This is a genomic window from Paraburkholderia sediminicola (assembly GCF_046027825.1).
GTDB lineage: Bacteria > Pseudomonadota > Gammaproteobacteria > Burkholderiales > Burkholderiaceae > Paraburkholderia > Paraburkholderia sediminicola_D.
On sequence record NZ_JAQQDU010000140.1, the window covers coordinates 1 to 17,326 of the forward strand.

The window sequence follows — 17,326 nt, forward strand, 5'->3', positions numbered from 1 at the left end:
GTCCATCGCATGGTCACCAAAACGCGTCGAGATTTTCTGAAGCTGTCCGCCGGACTGGCGGGCGCGACAGCCGCCACCACCCTGTTTCCCGAATCGATTCGCAAGGCGCTCGCAATCGAGCCGACTTCGGTGACGGGTACGATTCAGGACGTGCAGCACATTGTTGTCTTCATGCAGGAGAACCGCTCGTTCGATCACTATCTCGGCCACCTGAGCGGCGTGCGCGGTTATAACGACCGCTTTCCCGTGACGCTGCCGAATGGCCAGCCGGTGTGGTTTCAGCCACGTCAGGAGGATCAGACGAAGGTGATCGCGCCGTTCCGCTACGACACGACCAATCCGAACGTCAACGCGCAATGTATCGGCGGCCTGCCGCACACCTGGACCACCACACACGGTGCGATCGATAGCGGCCGCGCCGACAAGTGGGCCGTGCAGAAGAGCAACATGACCATGGGCTATCACGTGCGCGAGGACATTCCGTTCCATTACGCGCTCGCCGATGCCTTCACCGTGTGCGACAACTACTTCTGTTCGATTCCGGGTAACACACACCCGAACCGCATGTATCTGATGACCGGGATGGTCGATCCGCTCGCCACCGGTGGCGGCCCGCTACTCGACAACACCGATTACATCGATAACCAGTTCGACACCATCAAACTTCAGCCCTTCAACTGGACCACGTATCCCGAGCGGCTCGAGACGGCCGGCATCTCGTGGCAGATCTACCAGCAGGGTACGGGCTTCGACAATTTCAGCGGCAACTACGGCACGAACATGCTGGCCTCATTCCAGAACTTCGTGAATGCGCCGGCCGGTTCGTCGCTGCAGAACAGAGGGATGAGTACGCGCACGCTGACGCAGTTGAAGACCGACGTGCAGGCTAATGCATTGCCCCAAGTGTCCTGGCTGTTGCCGCCCGCCGCGTATTCGGAGCATCCGAAGTTCACACCGCTCTACGGCGCCAATTACATCTCGACGATTCTCGACGCACTGACGTCGAATCCCGATGTGTGGAGCAAGACGGTTCTCTTCATCATGTATGACGAGAACGACGGTTTCTTCGATCACGTGGTGCCGCCGCAAGCACCTACGTTGCCGGGCTCCGGCATGAGCACGGTGGACATCACACTCGAGCGGCATAACGTTGTGACCGCGACGCAAGCGGGCACTTACACCGCCGACAACCTGCCATACGGTCTCGGCCCGCGCGTGCCGATGACTGTGGTGTCGCCATGGTCGAAGGGCGGCTTCGTCTGCTCGCAGGTGTTCGATCACACGTCGGTGCTGCAATTCATCGAAAAGCGTTTCGGCGTGATTGAAACCAATATCTCGCCATGGCGCCGCGCGATCTGCGGCGATCTGACTTCGGCGCTCGACTTTTCGAAGTCCGACGCCACCGTGCCGTCGCTGCCGAGTACGCAAACCTACGTCGCGCAGGCCGATATGCAATGCGCGCGTTCGACGGCGCAGGCTGCGCCCGCCAGCACCGCCCAGCAGTTGGTGACGGCGCAGGAGTCGGGCACGCGGCCCGCGCGTGCGCTGCCGTACGAGTTGCATGTGAACGGGCAGTTGCAGGCGCAAGGGTATGTGGTGACGTTCGCGAACACCGGCACGCAGGGCGCGCATTTCTGGGTGTACACGGGCGACCCGACCGCGATGCCGCGTCGCTATACCGTCGAGGCCGGCAAGCAGTTGACCGATACGTGGGTGTTCGACGCGAACGGCAATTACATGGTGAACGTCTACGGTCCGAATGGTTATTTCCGGCGCTTCGCGGGTTCGTCCGCTGCGGATGCCGCCGCAAAGCCGGATGTCGCGACGTGTTATGACGTGGCCAACGGCAACGTCCATGTGACGCTGTCCAACGCCGGGACCACGCCGCTCACGGTCACCGCGTCCGACCTCGCCTACGGTCAGGCGCTGCTCACGTTGACCGTGCCGGCGGGCAAGAGCGTGGAGGCGCATTGGGACCTGTCATGCAGCAGTCAGTGGTATGACTTTCAATTGACTGTTGCGGGCAATGCGAACTGGTTGCGGCGCATTGCGGGTCATGTCGAGACGGGCCAAATCAGCATTACCGATCCGGCTGCCACGACGCCGGTGACGAAGGCGATTTAAGCGTGTGGCTTAGAGATTTCTTTCAATGTCATTTCGGCTTGGCGGCAAACTGGTAAATCAATTTTACATTTGGCGACAACGTACCGAGTTCGTGAGAGGATGGCATTTCACTTTTTCTCGCGGAGGGCGAAATGGGACTCTTGGACGAAGTAGGCAAGATCGCTGGCGCAGTAGCTGCCGTTGAGGCGGCAGAAAAAGTCGATCCGGACGCAGGTCTGCTAACGAAGGGTGTTGCAGCGGTTGCGGGCTTTGAAGGCGCCGGTGCGTTGGAAGGGTTGGTCGAGAAGGAAGACGGCGGGAAGCAGGACGACGCCGACAATGCTCAAGCCACCGACGATACGAATCCTCAGACGTGATTTCGCGCTGTTAGCGAGCCAGTCCAAAACGGGCCAACCCTTAGCGGGGTTGGCCCGTTTTGTTATGGTGAACGCCTCACGTGGCTTCATCACCGCGACATTTGAAATAGAGGACGACTCTTTGACCATTTCTGCAACACGCAGGAGCTTGACGCTCGGATTGCCCCTACTTTTGAGTCTCGGCGCTACATCCGCACGCGCTGCAAATGCATCCCCACTGGCCGACATCGAACGCCGCAATGGCGGACGCCTTGGCGTGTTCGCCATCGATACCGGTTCAGGCCGAACCTTGGCGCATCGCGCTGACGAGCGCTTTCTGATGTGCAGCACCTTTAAGGGACTGCTCGCCGCGCAGGTGCTATCCCGCGTGGATGCCGGCAAGGAGGATCTTGCCCGTCTGGTGCACTACACGGAGAAAGACCTCGTCTTTACGTCGCCTGTGACGAAGGCGCATGTCGCACAAGGCGCGATGCCGGTGGGCGCGTTGTGCCAGGCCATCGTCGAAGTGAGCGACAACACGGCGGCGGTATTGTTGATGAGAGGTGCCGGTGGTCCCGCCGGTTTGACTCAGTTCGTTCGCGGTCTCGGCGATACCGTGACTCGCTCCGATCGATACGAACCCGAGTCGAACACATATAGCGGTGTGCTCGATACCACGACGCCTCGATCGATCACGAAGTCGGCAAGCCAAATTCTCCTGGGGAACGTTCTCAGTCCGCAATCGCGTGCGCAACTGGAAAACTGGATGATTGCGTGCACGCCGGGTCTGAACCGGCTCCGCGCGGCGCTACCGCCGGATTGGATAGCGGGTGACAGGCCCGGAACCAGCGTGGAAGAAGAAACCAACGACTACGCAATCGTTCGCCCACCGGGACGCGCTCCGCTTCTCATCGCGGCCTATTACGACGCGCCCACGCTTGCCATGCCCGCTCGGGAGGCCGTGTTGCGTGAGGTCGGTGCTGCATTCGTGAAGTGGACTTCGGACCGGACATGATGATGGTTAGCCAGCGTAACGCCCGGATTGACGTGATCCGGGGCGTCTCGATTCTTCTTGTCCTGTTTCATCACTTCAACATCGCGTACCGCCTGAACGACACATTCCTGGCGACAGTATTCGGATGGGAAGCGGTGCGCGCTGTCGCCCGAAACGGTAACTATGGGGTGACGATGTTCTTCGTCATCTCGGGCTATCTGATTACGTCGAATGCCGATCGTCGTTGGTCGGGTCTCAGCGGCATCGATGCGCGGGCGTTCTATCGATTGCGTATCGCGCGCATTATCCCGTGCCTGCTGTTGTTGCTCGGCATGGTCAACCTGCTTGCGCTGGCGGGCGTCGCCATCTTCCAGAATCACGCGCCGGCCGGCACACCGGTCTCTTTCTGGCTCGTCAATCTGGCGGCGCTGACTTTCTCGATGAATGTGCTGGTTGGCACGCACGGGTGGGTCAACTACCCATTGGGTGTGCTGTGGTCTTTGTCGGTGGAGGAGGTGTTTTACCTGTCCTTTCCGATTCTCTGCCTCGCCCTCCGGCGGGAGTCGCGCCTGCTTGCCTTCTGGGCCGTGATCATCGTGATCGGCCCGTTTTATCGCCTGGCCCACCAGGGTGACGAAGGCGGTTTTCTGTACGCTTATTTTGCTTCGTTCGACGGCATCGCTATCGGCTGCTGGACGGCCTTGCTCGCGAAACGGATCGCGCTGCGCGGTCGCGCGGCTACGCTCCTGCAATGCGTTGCGGTGGCGGCTATGACGTTCCTGTACCTGGATGCGCCCATTGGAGAAACCAACGTCCTCGGCGTGACGGGGATGGCCTTGGGTACCGCGGTGTTGTTGCTGGGCGCGTACGGTCGACCGGCCACGCCTGTCGCTGGAGGCGTCCGGGTCCTGCTGGGTTTCGAGTGGTTCGGACGTCTCAGCTATGAGCTTTACCTGTTCCACCTTATCGTGCTCGGCGCGATGCGAACGGTGTGGCCGCCGCGCGTTGTGGCTGGTGATGTGAAACTGCTGTTATTGATCGGGTTTCTCGTGCTGTCGGCAGCGTTGAGTGCGGGTATCGCCCGATTTTTTGCCGAGCGGTTAAACCGCTGGATCAGAGATGGGCGCATTGGCTCAACCGGTTATCGTCAGCCCGCTGACGGCTGACGGCTGACGGACGAAGCGACGAAGCGACGAAGCGACGAAGCGACGAAGCGACGAAGCGACGAAGCGACGAAGCGACGAAGCGACGAAGCGACGAAGCGATGAAGCGATGAAGCGATGAAGCGATGAAGCGATGAAGCGATGAAGCGATGAAACGCCGAAACGACGAAACGACGAAACGACGACGGACGAAGCACAGCGCTGCGCCCTGATGCTGCCGTCGTCGCGCGCGGCCGATCCGCGCTCACGGCGCTAACGCGGTTTGCTCCGAGTACTCTTCCTGGCGGTCGCGGCGCGCGGCGCATCTTTAGCCGGCGAGGCGCCGCCGCCGTTCATCTGCTCCATCCATGACAAGGCGTCGACGTACGACAGGAACTGCTGGAGATAGCCCGGCGACAGCTCGCGCATCAGCGAGAGCGATCGATGCACAAGGCTGCTCGAGTTGAGCGGACCGGCATTACCTGGCGCTTTCTTTAACGACTGCCGCAACTGTTTCTCGGACCGGACCTTGGACCAGGTCTCCCTGAAGTAGTCGAGCGCCTCCAGTTCCGGATATGAGGGGCGCCGGGGAGTGGCGTTGCTCGCTGCGGGGCGGGTTCCATCTGTCGGCGCATGGCTGGCGATGTAGTCGATCAGCCCGGCCAGCGCGCCGCGCGCGGGTTCGCTGGATGATGCCGCAGTGCCGGTGCCGGTGCCGGTGCTGATGCCCGTGCCAGTGCCAGTGCCGGTGCCGATGCCAGTGCCGATGCCAGTGCCGATGCAAGTGCCTGTATCGGCAGCCTCGGATATGGCGCGCTCAAGTTCGCCCGCGTAAGCCTCGATCAGTTGGGCCAGTCGGTCGTCCAGGAGACGCCGCGCCTCGCCGCTGTGGCCGGCTGCCCGCCGATCCAGCGCTTCAATGAAATGAAAGCGGATGGGGTCCAGCCGATCAGCCCCGCGCTCGCGCCATGCGTCGAGCGTCGCCCGGGCGCTGCATGTCACCTCTCCAGCGCCACTACCCGCACCCGTCACACTACTCACGGGGCTTCACCGTTGCAGTCGAAGGCCTCGGGACCGGCGCTATTTCCACTCGCCGGTTTTTGGCCCGGCCCTGGTCGTCGGTATTCGAGCTAACGGGCTGCTGGGAGCCAAACGCAGCCGCAAATACGGACGAGGAGGGAACGCCTTCATCGATCAACGCACGGGTCACCGTCAATGCGCGCTGGGCCGACAGCTCCCAGTTATCGGCAAAGCGGCGGTTGGCTTCCCGCACCTGCCGGTCGTCGGTAAAGCCGCTCACCATCAGGATCTGGTCATTGGCCCGAAGGTAAGCGGACAGCGGCCCCGCCAGGCTCTTCAGGACGTCCCGGCCTTCGGGCTGCAATTGATCGGAGTTCAGCGCGAACAACACGCTGCCGTTGATGCCGATGCGTCCGTTGACCAGCGTCACCCGGCCCGCCGCCAGCGGTCCTGCCAGCGCCTGCTCCAGCGTCTTGCGGCGCTGGGTTTCCATCTGACGCTGCTTGACCTCCTGCTCCAGCCGGGTCGAGAGTTCCAGTTGCACGCCGATGACGCTCACCAGGATCAGCACGAAGGCGCCCAGCAGCACCGACATCAGGTCGCCGAAGACGGGCCATATGGGCGCAGCGGTCTCCACGCCGCCGTCGATTTCCTCGCTCATGCCGCTTCAGCTCCCGCGACCGACCGCTTGCCCGCGAGCTGCTGCAGGTCTTCGACGATCTGCTTCTGCGACATCATGCTCAGGTCGATGACTTCTCGTGCCTGGGCGACGTAATAGGCCAACTGTTCGTCGCTGCGCGCGAGGGACTTGTCCAGCGCGGCTTCGATGCGTTGCAGGTGCGCGATGAGGGTGGTATTCGACTCGCCGAACAACTGAACGGCTGCGCCGAATGCTTCGCCCAGGCTCGCCACTTCGACGGCGCTGCCGGTGACCTGCGCGGCCACCGCGCCCAGCTTCCCGGTCTCAAGCTCGACCTTATCGGTGAAGCGGGTGCCGACACGATCCAGCAGATCGGCCGACGTGGCAACGAGTGCGTCGACGGCGGTGCGCTGCTCGGTGGAGGCATGGTTCACGGCATCGAGCAGGGTTTCCAGCGTGGCCAGCAGGCGGCTGCGTTCCTCCAGCATCGCGGTGTCGCGGACCATGCTGTCGGAGAGCTTCTGACGCAGTTCGGCGACGACTTCCGCCGCGGCCTTGGGGGCTTCCGACGCGGCTTGCACGAGCTGGCCGATCTCGGCGATCGTGCTGCTCGCGTGCGCCTGTGTCTGGGCCGAGATGTCGCGCGCGGTCTGCGCCAGTGTGTCGCAAATCTCCTGCTGCCTGGTCGCGGTGCGCGTGCCTGCCTGCTCCCACTCCTGGCTCAACGTGGTGGCCATGGAACCGAGCGTCTCGGTCCAGGCCGCCAGCCGTTGCTGGTCCCGCGCGGCGAGTTCCGCCTGCAGGTCCGCCGCAGCTTTGGGCGCTTCCGCCGCTGCCTGGACGAGCCGGTCGATCTCGGCGACCGTGCTGCTCGCGTGGGCTTGTGTCTGGGCCGAGATGTCGCGCGCGGTCTGCGCGAGCACGTCGCAGATTTCCTGCTGCCGGCTCGCGGTACGCGTACCCGCCTGCTCCCATTCCTTGCTCAAGGTGGTGGCCATGGAACCGAGCGTTTCGGTCCAGGCCGCCAGCCGCTGCTGGTCCCGCTCGGCCAGTTCCGCCTGCAGGTCCGCTGCGGCCTTGGGTGCTTCCGCCGCTGCCTGGACGAGCCGGTCGATCTCGGCGACCGTGTTGCTCGCATGTGCCTGTGTCTGGGCCGAGATGTCGCGCGCGGTTTGTTCCAGCACGTCGCAGATATCCTGCTGCCGGGTCGCGGCAAGCGTGCCTGCCTGTTCCCACTCCTTGCTCAACGTGGTGGCCATGGACCCGAGCGTCTCGGTCCAGGCCGCCAGCCGCTGCTGGTCCCGCGCGGCCAGTTCGGCCTGCAGGTCCGCCGCGGCCCTGGGCGCTTCCGCAGCCGCCTGGACGAGCCGGTCGATCTCGGCGACCGTGCTGCTCGCGTGCGCCTGTGTCTGGGCCGAGATGTCGCGGGCGGTTTGCGCGAGCACGTCGCAGATCTCCTGCTGCCGGCTCGCGGTGCGCGTACCGGCTTGCTCCCACTCTGTGCTCAACGTCTTGGCCATCGAGCCGAGCGTCTCGGTCCAGGTCGCCAATCGTTGCTCGTCGCGTGAGGCCAATGCGGCCTGCAAGTCCGTATGCGACTGTCCCACCGTGCGTAGCAGCGACGCCGAGTGCTGCTCGAAGGTCGCCGCGGCTGCGGCCAAGGCGAGCTGATTGTGGCCCGCCAGCTTCTCGCCGACCTGTTCTTGCCGTGACAGCGCTTCGTTCCACGCCGCCGATACGCTGCCCGCTGTTGCGTCCAGGCGCGCTGAGACGCCTTCCAGCAGACCAGCCGAGCGTTGCTCGAAGGTTTCGGTGAATCGATCCAGCGACGTGCTCAGGTGCTGAGTGAGAGCCTCGCTCGATCGCTGGTGTCCTTCAAGTGCCTTGTTCCAGATGTCCGCGACAGTGGTGGTGGCCGTCTCGAATCCGCTTGTGAGCCCGTCAAGTTGCCGCTGCACGGCGTGGGTGACGGTGTCGTGCAGCGAGGCCGTCTCGCGCGCGAGACCCGCCATCGTGGCCGCCATGACCGGCTGCAGCGCCGCGCTGGCGGCGCGGGTGCTTTCAGCGACGCTCTCCTTCAACGATTGCTCGACAGACGAAGCGAGGCGCGTGTAGGCGGCCTCGGCCTTGCCGTGGAAGGCCTCCTGGCTGGCGATCTGCCGCTCGTTCAAGGCGAGGCTCTGCTGCTCGATGGTCGCCATCATCGTCTGCAGACGATCGACCAGGGTGGGCATCACTTCGGCCTGCCGCTGCAGGAGCTTGAAGCTTTCCTCGCGCTGATGGGTCTGCGAGTAGATGCGCAAGGTCGTCGCGATTTTCACGTCGAGCGTCTGCGCGGCATCGATCCGTTCGCGCCGGCACAACGCGGACAGCAGCCCGAGCATTGCCGATGTGGCCACGCCCGCAATCGACGTGCCGAACGCGAAGCCCAGCCCCTTGACCGGTGCGGCGAGCGAATCGCGGATAGCCTGCAGGTCCGTCGCGCTTTCCAGCGCCATACCGGTGCCCCGCAAGGTCGCCACCATGCCGAGGAGTGTGCCGAGCATGCCCAGCAACACGAGCAGGCCGACCAGATACGGCGTCAGCGCCGGGCCCGGCAAGGCCACACGCTCACCCTCGACGCGCAGCCGCACCGCATTGCGCAGGCTGGGATGCACCGCGTCGAGCCACGCGCCCAGACTGGGCGGCGGCCCGGACAGGCCTGCAACCGCACGCGCCAGCGTCGACGTGGCCTGGCTGTAGCGTCGAAGTTCGAGCGCGCCCGCTACGTAGCAGACGCCAATCAGCATCGTGACCGCCAACGCCAGCGTGTTCGAGCCGACATAGCCGACACCGATCCAGCACACGGCGGCCAGACCTACCAGAAAGACAACAAGATTGAGATATCTGGACATAGTGTCCCAGTTAGCGGGTGCGAAGGGCCGCGAGCAACCCTTCGACCGGTTGTAAACGAACATCCAGTTCGGCAAGCAACACGCTCTGCATATCCTTGCGGAACGCGTCCAGCCATGCGCCGGGCGTGGCGGTCATGGGCGTTGCGGTGTTTCCCGAGGCTTCGGCGTCGGCCAGCGTCTGCTGTTCCGCCTGACGCAAACGCTCGAAGTGCCCCGCAAGCAACCCAGGCACGGCGGCCAGCAGACTCCGTTCGCGCTCGCTGAGCGCGCGCTCCATGACGGCGTCCACCACCGCGAGCCGGGCCATGTCGGGCGTCCTCGCGGCCAACATGGCCCGCAGGCGACCGCGCAGGGTGCCGATGCCTGTCTCCATCGTCTGTTGCATGGAGAGGTAGCGCTGACGAAAAACCGCGTAATCGACCGGCGCATCCGCCGGGGCGCCTTGGGGGAGCACGTGCGACGCGGGTCCGCGACGCCTCGCGGCGGCAAACACGCTATCTCCGACGATGGCATTCGCCAACGACGTGCGCACGCGGGCGCACTCGCTTTCTTCAGCTTCGCCGAAGGCCCGCGTGCCGACGGCGACGGCAGGCGGATTGCCGTTCAACGCCGAGGACAACGCGATCGCGTCGGTCCAGCCTAGCCATTGGCTGAGCCGGTCCGAGAGCGATTGGCCGGATTCGGGAACATCGACGTCTGTCAGGCGAGCAAGTAAGCGAATGAGCGCCGGGCCACTGAAAGCTGTGCGCTGTGGGGCTTGCACGATACCACCAGAGTCAAAAAAGTCAGCAGTTTACACGTAGGCGGGGTGGGGGATGCAGCCCCTTAATGCGTGGGACGGCCGAACGTGGGGTTTCGGCGTGCCCGACACCCCAGTCGCGACGCCGCGATTTCGGTCTCGATGCCGGGTTTTGCCGGGGTGATCGGGCGGTTTTTGCGCCACGCGTCGATTGAGCGATCAAGGCGGCCGGGCCGTGCGCTATACCGCACCGAGACTGTCCCAGCGCGAAGCAGCCGCTTGATAAGGAGGCACTACGGCCTCTTCAACGTCCGGCCATTTCATCGGGCTGTCATAGCTTCACGACTAGGATGCCCCATTGTTTCCGTCGCGCCCTGGTCAAGCACGGCACTCGCGGCCCACATAGGACCGTGCGCCCGCCGTCCGCGTTGGCGACCTTCCACCTCCCACACAAAAAACACCAGACATGTCGAACAAGAAAATCGCCAAGGATTCGCCGACCGAGCAGGGCGCGACCATCGTCTCGCGCCGCGGGTTTCTGAAGTTTGCCGGTGCATCCAGTCTCGCGACGGCCGCGGGCACGCTCGCCTCGGCGGCGCGGGCCGCGAACAGCGCGCCCGACGGCACGCCCGAGCAGATCCACCTGACATGGGGCAACGATCCGACGAGCGAGGTCACCGTGTCGTGGGCGTCGCCGGCGCCGGCGGTTAACCCTCAGGTGCGTGTTAGCGGCGCGGGGGAGGCGAGAGCGACGGTGCACGGTGTCCAAAGCACCTATACCGATGGCATCAACGGCGAGGTCGTATTCACCTATCACGCCCGTCTGCGTGGCCTGAAGGCCGATACGAGTTACGCGTACGAGGTGAGTGCCGACAACGACAGCAACGCGGCTCAGCCATTCACCGCGAGCTTCCGCACGGCGCCCCGCGGCCGCGCACCATTCCGCTGGACGAGCTACGGCGATCTCGCGACGCCCAATACCGGCTGGGTCCTGTCGTCGCCGCAGAGCCGTTTCGCGGTTCAGGCCGTCGAGCGATTCGAGCCGCTGTTCCATTTGCTGAATGGCGACCTCTGCTACGCCAATCTGAACCCGGCACACCAGCCGGACGTGTGGCGTGATTTCGGCAACAACTGCCAGACCTCGGCGTCGAACCGGCCGTGGATGCCCTGCCCGGGCAACCACGAGCTCGAATTCCACAACGGCGAACAGGGCCTCGCGTCATACCTGTCGCGCTACACGCTGCCCGAGAATCACACGCGCTTTCAGGGCCGCTGGTACAGCTTCCGCGTGAGCTCGGTGCTTTTCATTTCGCTCGATGCGGATGACGTGGTCTATCAGGATGCGGCCGCGTTCGTCGCGGGTCCGAGTCCCCTGGTGCCGGTGGCGAGCACCGGCAATCCGCCGATTCAACCGGGTACGTCGCTCTATGTGCGCGGATATAGCGCGGGCGAACAGACCCGCTGGCTCGAGAATACGTTGCGCCGGGCGGCGAAAGACCACGAAGTCGACTGGATCATCGTGCAGATGCATCAGGACGCGCTGAGTTCATCCAAAACCGGCAACGGTTCCGACAAGGGTATCCGCGAAGCCTGGCTGCCGCTGTTTGACCGCTACGGCGTCGACCTGGTGCTGTGCGGGCATGACCATGATTACGAGCGCAGCTATCCTGTGCGTGGTTGCAATCACAACAAGGGCACCGATATCGCCACGGGACGGGTGGTCGATACGCTGCAGCCGCAGCCGGTGATGTCGGCGGTGTCGGCGGGGGCGTCGACGTTCGACACGAGCCACGGCACGGTCCACCTGATTCTCGGCGGTGGCGGGACCAGCGCGCCGCTCGATGTGTATGGGGTGGATGCCGGTACCGGCTTGCCGCAGGCGCGCATTTTCACGCGGCCCAATCGTCCGGTTGCCGGGACGGCCGCGGGTACGTTTGTGCGTGCCAGCGCGGATGCCGTTGAAGATGCAATCTGGTCGGCGCAACGGGATACCGGGACGGGCTACGGTATCGCGGTGTTCGATCATGATCCGGGACAGCCGGGTGGCGAGACCACGATTACGATGAACTACTATCACGCGCCGGGGGCTGACCAGACCCCGACGTCCAACTATGAGTTGTTCGAAACGATTGAGTTAAAGAAGACGCGGCGGGGGTAATCTCCGCGCTATTTCACGCGTCGTGTCTTGAAGCCCGGCAGAGTCCGGGCGTCGGGGCTCCCTGCAAGGTGGACCGCCTGCTCGACGGCCGCCTTGAATTGCGAGTCGCTCGTCCACATCGGAATGCGGGTGCGGAAAAAATCTGCCCACTGAAATTCGGCGAAGGGTTCGGGTGTCTTCAGATAGCCCCCTGCGTCGCGCACGAACGCGGCAATGCTGCGGTACGGGTCGTTGGTGAGGGCGGAGACCTCGTCGGGAATCGAGGAAATGGCGCGCAGGATGCCGCGTTCGTCGTAGGGATGCACCCAGCGTTTTGCAATCACAGTGTCCCAGAACTTCTCCTCCGGCAACTGGGACAGGTCGTCCACGACCACGGCGAAGGCCTTTTTGATGCCGCCATCCCACAGCGCACGCGCGAGGTGATGGTGGTCGATGACGTAGTGTCTGTCGCGCTTGCCAATGACGGTTGGAATCGGCGCGCCTTTCAGGAAGGCTTTCAAAGACTTTGCGTCCATGGCCAACAGGCGTTTTCGTTTTGCATCGACTTCCAGCATGCCCACCGTTGCCTGCAGCGGGCGCAGTTGTTCAATGTCGATACTCGTTATCGTTGCCATAGGGTCACCCTCCGTATCTTGACTGGAGCATTCTACTGCTGCGCTTGCGTTCGAACGTCGCAGAGTTGCCGGAAGGCGATGTGATGCATTCACCCGCCGGGCCCGGTCGTCAGGCGCGGCCTCTCCTATGGTTCACACTGGGTCGACCGCCCAGGCTGGACGCACTCAGGCAGAAGCGGTAGGCTGTCAGTGCTGGTGACTCTGTTTGGCTATGCTGGTCTTAAACGACAACGTGGAGCCTGCACATGGACGTGAGCACGGAAACGCTGGTGGAACTGCTGCGGGAAGTCGAAGCCGACGACCCGATCGACTATGCGGACCTTCCCTTTGGGGAACAGGAACTCAGGCGCCTTGTCATGAGTTCACTTGTCGAGCGTCATCACCAGGTCGAAGCAGGCAACATGTCGATCTCCGACATCCACGCGCTGTATCTGCTAAGTACCGCAAAGCTTGTTCTCGAGAACACGGTACTTCACGCACGACTACTTCTGCTCCAGGGGCAGCAGGTCGACGTACAGTCACTGTTGGCTCCGTTCACCCTCAAAGGCAAACCTTAATCTTCAAAGGCAAACCTTAAAGGCCGGGCGTCGGTACTGCCATCGGCAGTGCGTCGGCGCCGGCCTGGGCGACCTGTGCGTCCTGATCGGAACGCATACCCGAGACACCTATCGCGCCAACCACGGCGCCGTCGCGAATCAGCGGAATTCCCCCATCGAGTGGCACCAGGTTAGTCATGCCGAGCAGACGCAGATGGAGTCCGCCTTGCGTGATGGCGTCTTCGAAAACGCGCGTGGGACGCCGGAATAGCACGGCGGTTTCGGCCTTCTGTCTTGCGACGTCGTGACTGCCGAGTTGCGCGCCATCGAGCCGCTGCTGGAGTACGAGGTGTCCGCCGCTGTCCACGATCGCAATGACCATCGGCCAGCCATGACGCAGGGCCTCCTCTTCGGCCGCGCGCGCGACCTGGCGTGCATCGGCCAGGTTGAACCGGTCGCTGTACTTCATGGGCATGCCATGCTCGTTTCGTTGGGTCATTCGTTGCCTCCTTTCGAACCCGTTGAATATCAACATGGCTAGAATGTAAGGCGGTAATCGGCTCCCGCATAGCTGCACGAGCCGTCAGATATTCTTCCAGAAAGCGAGAGAATGGCGCGCATGAACAAAGACGACTATAAAGTGCTGCTCGCTATTCTTGACGAAGGAAGCCTGACAGCGGCGGCGCGGTCGCTGGGCCGAACGCTGCAGTCGGTGAGCCGCGCCATTTCAGCGCTCGAGCGTGAATTGAACGTGACCTTGTTCCACCGGACAACGCGTCGTGTGGAACCCACTGCGGCGTGCCTGAAATTCGCCGCGCGAATTCGACCTGCTCTGGGAGAAATCGATGCGGCACGTGACGAACTCGTCGACCAGGTCACGCAGTTGCGTGGCAGTATTCGCGTCGGTGCGCCAACGGCATTCGGCGCTGAGTTTGTCTCGCCGATTCTCGCGAAGTTTCTGGCGATTCACGAGTACGTCAGGGCCGAACTCGTCCTCGCCGAGCAGCATCTCGACCTTGCGAAAGCCGACATCGATCTCGCGATCCGCCTCGGTCGGCTGCCTGACTCGACCCTACGCGCGAAGCAAGTCGGCACGTTGCGGCGGGTTGTGTTCGGCGCGCCGGACTATTTCGCTGCCCGCGGCTACCCCGTCCATCCATCCGATCTTGCCGCACACGACTGCATTCTGCGCCAGCACGCCGAGCGCGAGACATGGACCTTCAATCGGGCAGGGGGCGCTGTCGATGTCAACGGGCGGTTCCGGTCCATCAACGCGCTAGCGTGCAATGCTGCAGCGGCGGCCGGCGCGGGCATCGGCCGGGCGCCGATCTTTCAGGTGCAGAAACTACTCGACGCTGGGCAGGTGGTGACAGTCCTGGACGCGTTCGAGCCCGAGCCCGTCCCCGTGCATCTGGTGTGGACGGCGGGGCGTCCGGTTCCGCGTCGCATTCGCACGCTGATCGACTTTCTGGCCGCTCGTCTTGCCTCTGGAAAAGGCGAAGACGTTATCTGAGGTCCGATGCGGGAGGCATTGCGCCGTCTCTACGTCACGCGCGCGCGGATTGTCGGACGAATTCGACGCATTGTTGAAACCGGGTGCGAAGGGAATGTCTTGCACCTCTCTATGCGGAAAGCGGACCGGTTCACTATCCGCTGCACGCAGCCGATGACTTCTGTCTCAGGATTGAGACAGGTCGTACGGCGCTCCACTTAGCTTTGATTGCCGCCGGGATACTCCGGAAAACGTGGCAGCCACCCGCGCCAGCCATACGTGCTGGACGTGCCGGGGCCGCATGGACTTGCTCGCACCGTTGCGCAACAGGCATTTTCAGTTGACTCGGGGCTCTAACGCGTCACAGTTGCGAAACATTCGGGGCAAACTCGGCACTCACCGGGGGCTTGGCGCATGCAGGCTCTCCACGCCGCAAGCGTTTGCGCCTACCTGGCACAGCCGTTGCGATATGACCGTTACGAGCAAAATCGCTGATTCCGATATGAAGACCTGAACGATCCAAAGCGGCGTTCGCGGACTCCGCACGTGTGGACGGAGAAGAAATAATGCGCCTGCGAGGAAGCGTCGGGATTACTGAATAGGAACGTCTAAAAATATTATCAATTAAATTCGCACTACATATTAAAAATAATTTTCAAAGAAAGTGATCCTCTATGATTTTTCAAATTTCCATCTCATTGGACGGGTTTGTTTGGCGCACTTACGCATCCTCTCTGGCGTTTCTGCAGAACCGGCACTAGACCGGTCGGGGAATACACCGCCTTGTTTGCTGCTTGCTAGCCCTAACTGCCCATCAGTGGCGTCCTGCGCCGGAGGGAGCGATCTTGAAACCGATTCGTCATACCGTCATTGTTTGCGCAATGTTCGTGGCGGGCTGTGTGCTGTCAATCTCAGCGCAAGCCACGTTGGGCCAGCACGTCAGCACCGTCGCTAGCGATCTGGTGTTCATGCACGCCGTTACGCATACCGCCGGCACGCGACCGGGGTACACCCTGCACCTGATCACGCTCCCGTCAGGCACGGTGGTGCGCGAGTACGTCGCGCCCAGCGGCATAGTGTTCGGCGTTGGATGGGAAGGGCCAACGCTGCCCAATCTGAAGACCATGCTCGGCGCAGCCTTCGATCAGTACGTAGCCGCTAATGCGACGCGCCGTGCGACGCCGCTTGCGGTGTCGAAAAGCGATCTGGTGATTTTCTCAAGCGGCCATCTTCGCGCATTCGCTGGTCATGCATACCTGCCTCTGGCGGTGCCCGCCGGCGTTGATATCAGCGTCATCCAATAGCGGAGCAATCATGGACTATGAACGTTCGTTCATCACGGTCCTGCTCGGGGTTCTCGTCGCTCTGCTCGCGACCGCATGCGGTGGCGGAGTGGACGGTGGAGGTGGGGCAGGCGGTTCGTCCAGCACGTCGGCACCCGCGCTGTCGGTCACGAATGCTCCCCCTACGCACCTACCGCTAGCCCCTAACGCCACAGCGGTTGCGATCGATTTCGGCATAATCGGTGTACCGAACATGCCGTTCGTCAGCGTCACGGTTTGCGCTCCTGGTACGGCGCAGTGTCAAACCATCGATCACGTGATGGTGGATACCGGCTCCTGGGGGTTACGCGTGTTTGCTTCGCAATTGCCGTCGTCGCTGGCACTACCGCAGCAGAAGGATGGCAAGGGCAATCTGCTGGCCGAATGCATGCAGTTCTTCGATGGTTATACGTGGGGTTCGGTGAGGCTTGGCGATGTGCAGATTGCCGGTGAAAAGGCGGCCTCGTTGCCGATTCAAGTGATCGATCCCGGCTACAGCGCGACACCGTCCGACTGCAGCAGCGTCGGGGCATCGCGCAATACGCCCACGGCACTGGCGGCCAACGGTGTACTCGGGATTGGCGTGTTCAAGGACGATTGTGGCTGGAACTGCGCGCAGCAGGCGGTGCCGGCGACCTATTATGGCTGCGTCGGGACCAGTTGCACGTCGATCGCGGTCGCCGAAGAGCTGCAGGTGGCCAATCCGATTCCCTACTTCGCTACCGACAACAACGGCTCGATCCTGATGTTGCCCGCCGTCGGGTCAAACGGTGCGGCCTCACTCGGCGGGCAACTGGTGTTCGGCATCGGCACCCAGAGCAATAACGGCCTCGGTAGGGCTCAGGTCATCGGAGTCAGTCCGTCGAATGGTACGTTCACGACGGTGCAAAATGGTACGACCTATCCCGACAGCATCATGGACAGTGGCTCGACGGGCCTCTTCTTTCAAACCTCCACGCTGCCGACCTGCGCTAGTCCGAACAACGCGTACTACTGTCCTGCATCGACTGAGCAGTTGAGCGCGGTGATTGAAGGAGTGAATGGCGTCACTAGCGCGGTGTCGTTCGACGTAGGCGATGCCACCGAACTTTCGCAGACCTACCCCGGCGAGGAGGTGATGCCGCTGCTAGCCGGTCCAGTATTCGTCGCCTCGGCAGTTTTCGACTGGGGGTTGCCATTCTTCTACGGCCGCAACGTTTACGTGGCTGTCGAGCAACAATCGACGCCGGGGGGCACGGGTCCGTATGTCGCGTACTGACTACACCGTCTGCGCCAGCCATCAGTCAGACCACCGCCGTCACACCGGTGTCGACCTT

At 62.9% G+C, this 17,326-nt stretch carries 15 protein-coding genes; 9 read left to right on the plus strand and 6 right to left on the minus strand.

The features are described from left to right. Positions 1 to 9: 9 nt before the first annotated feature. The 4 genes from PQQ96_RS39085 to PQQ96_RS39100 all read left to right on the plus strand — a co-directional run bounded on the left by PQQ96_RS39085 (position 10) and on the right by PQQ96_RS39100 (position 4,619). Positions 10 to 2,124: a phosphocholine-specific phospholipase C gene (locus PQQ96_RS39085; RefSeq protein WP_408302360.1), complete on the plus strand. Its 2,115-nt coding sequence runs from the start codon at positions 10 to 12 to the stop codon at positions 2,122 to 2,124. Positions 2,125 to 2,255: 131 nt separating this feature from the next. Continuing rightward, positions 2,256 to 2,480 (plus strand): hypothetical protein, encoded by a 225-nt coding sequence (locus PQQ96_RS39090; RefSeq protein ID WP_408302340.1) that lies wholly within the window; start codon positions 2,256 to 2,258, stop codon positions 2,478 to 2,480. Further along, the gene (gene bla / locus PQQ96_RS39095; RefSeq protein WP_408302342.1) at positions 2,443 to 3,474 is read left to right on the plus strand and encodes a class A beta-lactamase; all 1,032 of its coding nucleotides are present in this window, start codon (positions 2,443 to 2,445) and stop codon (positions 3,472 to 3,474) included. Before PQQ96_RS39090 ends, bla begins: the two co-directional genes overlap by 38 nt. Continuing rightward, positions 3,474 to 4,619 (plus strand): acyltransferase family protein, encoded by a 1,146-nt coding sequence (locus PQQ96_RS39100; protein ID WP_408302362.1) that lies wholly within the window; start codon positions 3,474 to 3,476, stop codon positions 4,617 to 4,619. The genes bla and PQQ96_RS39100 overlap by 1 nt, the downstream gene beginning before the upstream one ends. A gap of 249 nt (positions 4,620 to 4,868) precedes the next feature. Here the strand turns inward: PQQ96_RS39100 and PQQ96_RS39105 are convergent, their stop codons facing one another. Genes PQQ96_RS39105 through PQQ96_RS39120 form a run of 4 tightly spaced genes read right to left on the minus strand, consistent with a single transcriptional unit; the run spans position 4,869 to position 9,915 of the window. After that, positions 4,869 to 5,636 (minus strand): DUF2894 domain-containing protein, encoded by a 768-nt coding sequence (locus tag PQQ96_RS39105; protein ID WP_408302343.1) that lies wholly within the window; start codon positions 5,634 to 5,636, stop codon positions 4,869 to 4,871. Further along, positions 5,629 to 6,276 (minus strand): OmpA family protein, encoded by a 648-nt coding sequence (locus PQQ96_RS39110; protein ID WP_408302344.1) that lies wholly within the window; start codon positions 6,274 to 6,276, stop codon positions 5,629 to 5,631. Before PQQ96_RS39110 ends, PQQ96_RS39105 begins: the two co-directional genes overlap by 8 nt. Further along, positions 6,273 to 9,149: a DUF802 domain-containing protein gene (locus PQQ96_RS39115; RefSeq protein ID WP_408302346.1), complete on the minus strand. Its 2,877-nt coding sequence runs from the start codon at positions 9,147 to 9,149 to the stop codon at positions 6,273 to 6,275. Before PQQ96_RS39115 ends, PQQ96_RS39110 begins: the two co-directional genes overlap by 4 nt. A gap of 10 nt (positions 9,150 to 9,159) precedes the next feature. Next, a complete protein-coding gene (locus tag PQQ96_RS39120; protein ID WP_408302364.1) occupies positions 9,160 to 9,915 on the minus strand; it encodes a DUF3348 domain-containing protein in 756 nt (251 codons plus the stop codon). A gap of 439 nt (positions 9,916 to 10,354) precedes the next feature. On the opposite strand from PQQ96_RS39120, the gene PQQ96_RS39125 reads away from it, so the two are divergent. Beyond that, positions 10,355 to 12,046, plus strand: a complete 1,692-nt coding sequence (locus PQQ96_RS39125) for a purple acid phosphatase family protein (protein WP_408302348.1) — start codon at positions 10,355 to 10,357, stop codon at positions 12,044 to 12,046. An 8-nt stretch (positions 12,047 to 12,054) separates the two neighbouring features. Here the strand turns inward: PQQ96_RS39125 and PQQ96_RS39130 are convergent, their stop codons facing one another. Beyond that, positions 12,055 to 12,660 (minus strand): ParB-like protein, encoded by a 606-nt coding sequence (locus PQQ96_RS39130; RefSeq protein WP_408302350.1) that lies wholly within the window; start codon positions 12,658 to 12,660, stop codon positions 12,055 to 12,057. Positions 12,661 to 12,905: 245 nt separating this feature from the next. Here PQQ96_RS39130 and PQQ96_RS39135 point away from each other — a divergent pair, with 245 nt between their 5' ends. Beyond that, positions 12,906 to 13,217, plus strand: coding sequence for a hypothetical protein (locus PQQ96_RS39135; protein ID WP_408302352.1), 312 nt, complete (start codon positions 12,906 to 12,908; stop codon positions 13,215 to 13,217). A 16-nt stretch (positions 13,218 to 13,233) separates the two neighbouring features. Here PQQ96_RS39135 and PQQ96_RS39140 read toward each other — a convergent pair whose 3' ends face one another. Further along, on the minus strand, positions 13,234 to 13,695 hold the full coding sequence (locus PQQ96_RS39140) for a GlcG/HbpS family heme-binding protein (RefSeq protein ID WP_408302354.1): 462 nt from the start codon (positions 13,693 to 13,695) through the stop codon (positions 13,234 to 13,236). 120 nt (positions 13,696 to 13,815) lie between these two features. Between PQQ96_RS39140 and PQQ96_RS39145 the strand changes: the two genes are divergently transcribed. The 3 genes from PQQ96_RS39145 to PQQ96_RS39155 all read left to right on the plus strand — a co-directional run bounded on the left by PQQ96_RS39145 (position 13,816) and on the right by PQQ96_RS39155 (position 17,268). Continuing rightward, positions 13,816 to 14,709, plus strand: a complete 894-nt coding sequence (locus PQQ96_RS39145; RefSeq protein WP_408302356.1) for a LysR family transcriptional regulator — start codon at positions 13,816 to 13,818, stop codon at positions 14,707 to 14,709. Between the two features lie 860 nt (positions 14,710 to 15,569). After that, positions 15,570 to 15,992 (plus strand): DUF2844 domain-containing protein, encoded by a 423-nt coding sequence (locus PQQ96_RS39150; protein ID WP_408302366.1) that lies wholly within the window; start codon positions 15,570 to 15,572, stop codon positions 15,990 to 15,992. A 10-nt stretch (positions 15,993 to 16,002) separates the two neighbouring features. Continuing rightward, positions 16,003 to 17,268, plus strand: a complete 1,266-nt coding sequence (locus tag PQQ96_RS39155) for a DUF3443 domain-containing protein (protein ID WP_408302358.1) — start codon at positions 16,003 to 16,005, stop codon at positions 17,266 to 17,268. Positions 17,269 to 17,326: the final 58 nt, after the last annotated feature.

What these genes read in the sequence shown, in the direction of transcription:
- PQQ96_RS39085 (WP_408302360.1), top strand. Translation starts at nt 10, where the DNA reads ATGGTCACCAAAACGCGTCGAGATTTTCTGAAGCTGTCCGCCGGACTG.
- PQQ96_RS39090 (WP_408302340.1), top strand. Translation starts at nt 2,256, where the DNA reads ATGGGACTCTTGGACGAAGTAGGCAAGATCGCTGGCGCAGTAGCTGCC.
- bla (WP_408302342.1), top strand. Translation starts at nt 2,443, where the DNA reads ATGCTCAAGCCACCGACGATACGAATCCTCAGACGTGATTTCGCGCTG.
- PQQ96_RS39100 (WP_408302362.1), top strand. Translation starts at nt 3,474, where the DNA reads ATGATGGTTAGCCAGCGTAACGCCCGGATTGACGTGATCCGGGGCGTC.
- PQQ96_RS39110 (WP_408302344.1), bottom strand. Translation starts at nt 6,276, where the DNA reads ATGAGCGAGGAAATCGACGGCGGCGTGGAGACCGCTGCGCCCATATGG.
- PQQ96_RS39115 (WP_408302346.1), bottom strand. Translation starts at nt 9,149, where the DNA reads ATGTCCAGATATCTCAATCTTGTTGTCTTTCTGGTAGGTCTGGCCGCC.
- PQQ96_RS39125 (WP_408302348.1), top strand. Translation starts at nt 10,355, where the DNA reads ATGTCGAACAAGAAAATCGCCAAGGATTCGCCGACCGAGCAGGGCGCG.
- PQQ96_RS39130 (WP_408302350.1), bottom strand. Translation starts at nt 12,660, where the DNA reads ATGGCAACGATAACGAGTATCGACATTGAACAACTGCGCCCGCTGCAG.
- PQQ96_RS39135 (WP_408302352.1), top strand. Translation starts at nt 12,906, where the DNA reads ATGGACGTGAGCACGGAAACGCTGGTGGAACTGCTGCGGGAAGTCGAA.
- PQQ96_RS39140 (WP_408302354.1), bottom strand. Translation starts at nt 13,695, where the DNA reads ATGACCCAACGAAACGAGCATGGCATGCCCATGAAGTACAGCGACCGG.
- PQQ96_RS39145 (WP_408302356.1), top strand. Translation starts at nt 13,816, where the DNA reads ATGAACAAAGACGACTATAAAGTGCTGCTCGCTATTCTTGACGAAGGA.
- PQQ96_RS39150 (WP_408302366.1), top strand. Translation starts at nt 15,570, where the DNA reads ATGTTCGTGGCGGGCTGTGTGCTGTCAATCTCAGCGCAAGCCACGTTG.
- PQQ96_RS39155 (WP_408302358.1), top strand. Translation starts at nt 16,003, where the DNA reads ATGGACTATGAACGTTCGTTCATCACGGTCCTGCTCGGGGTTCTCGTC.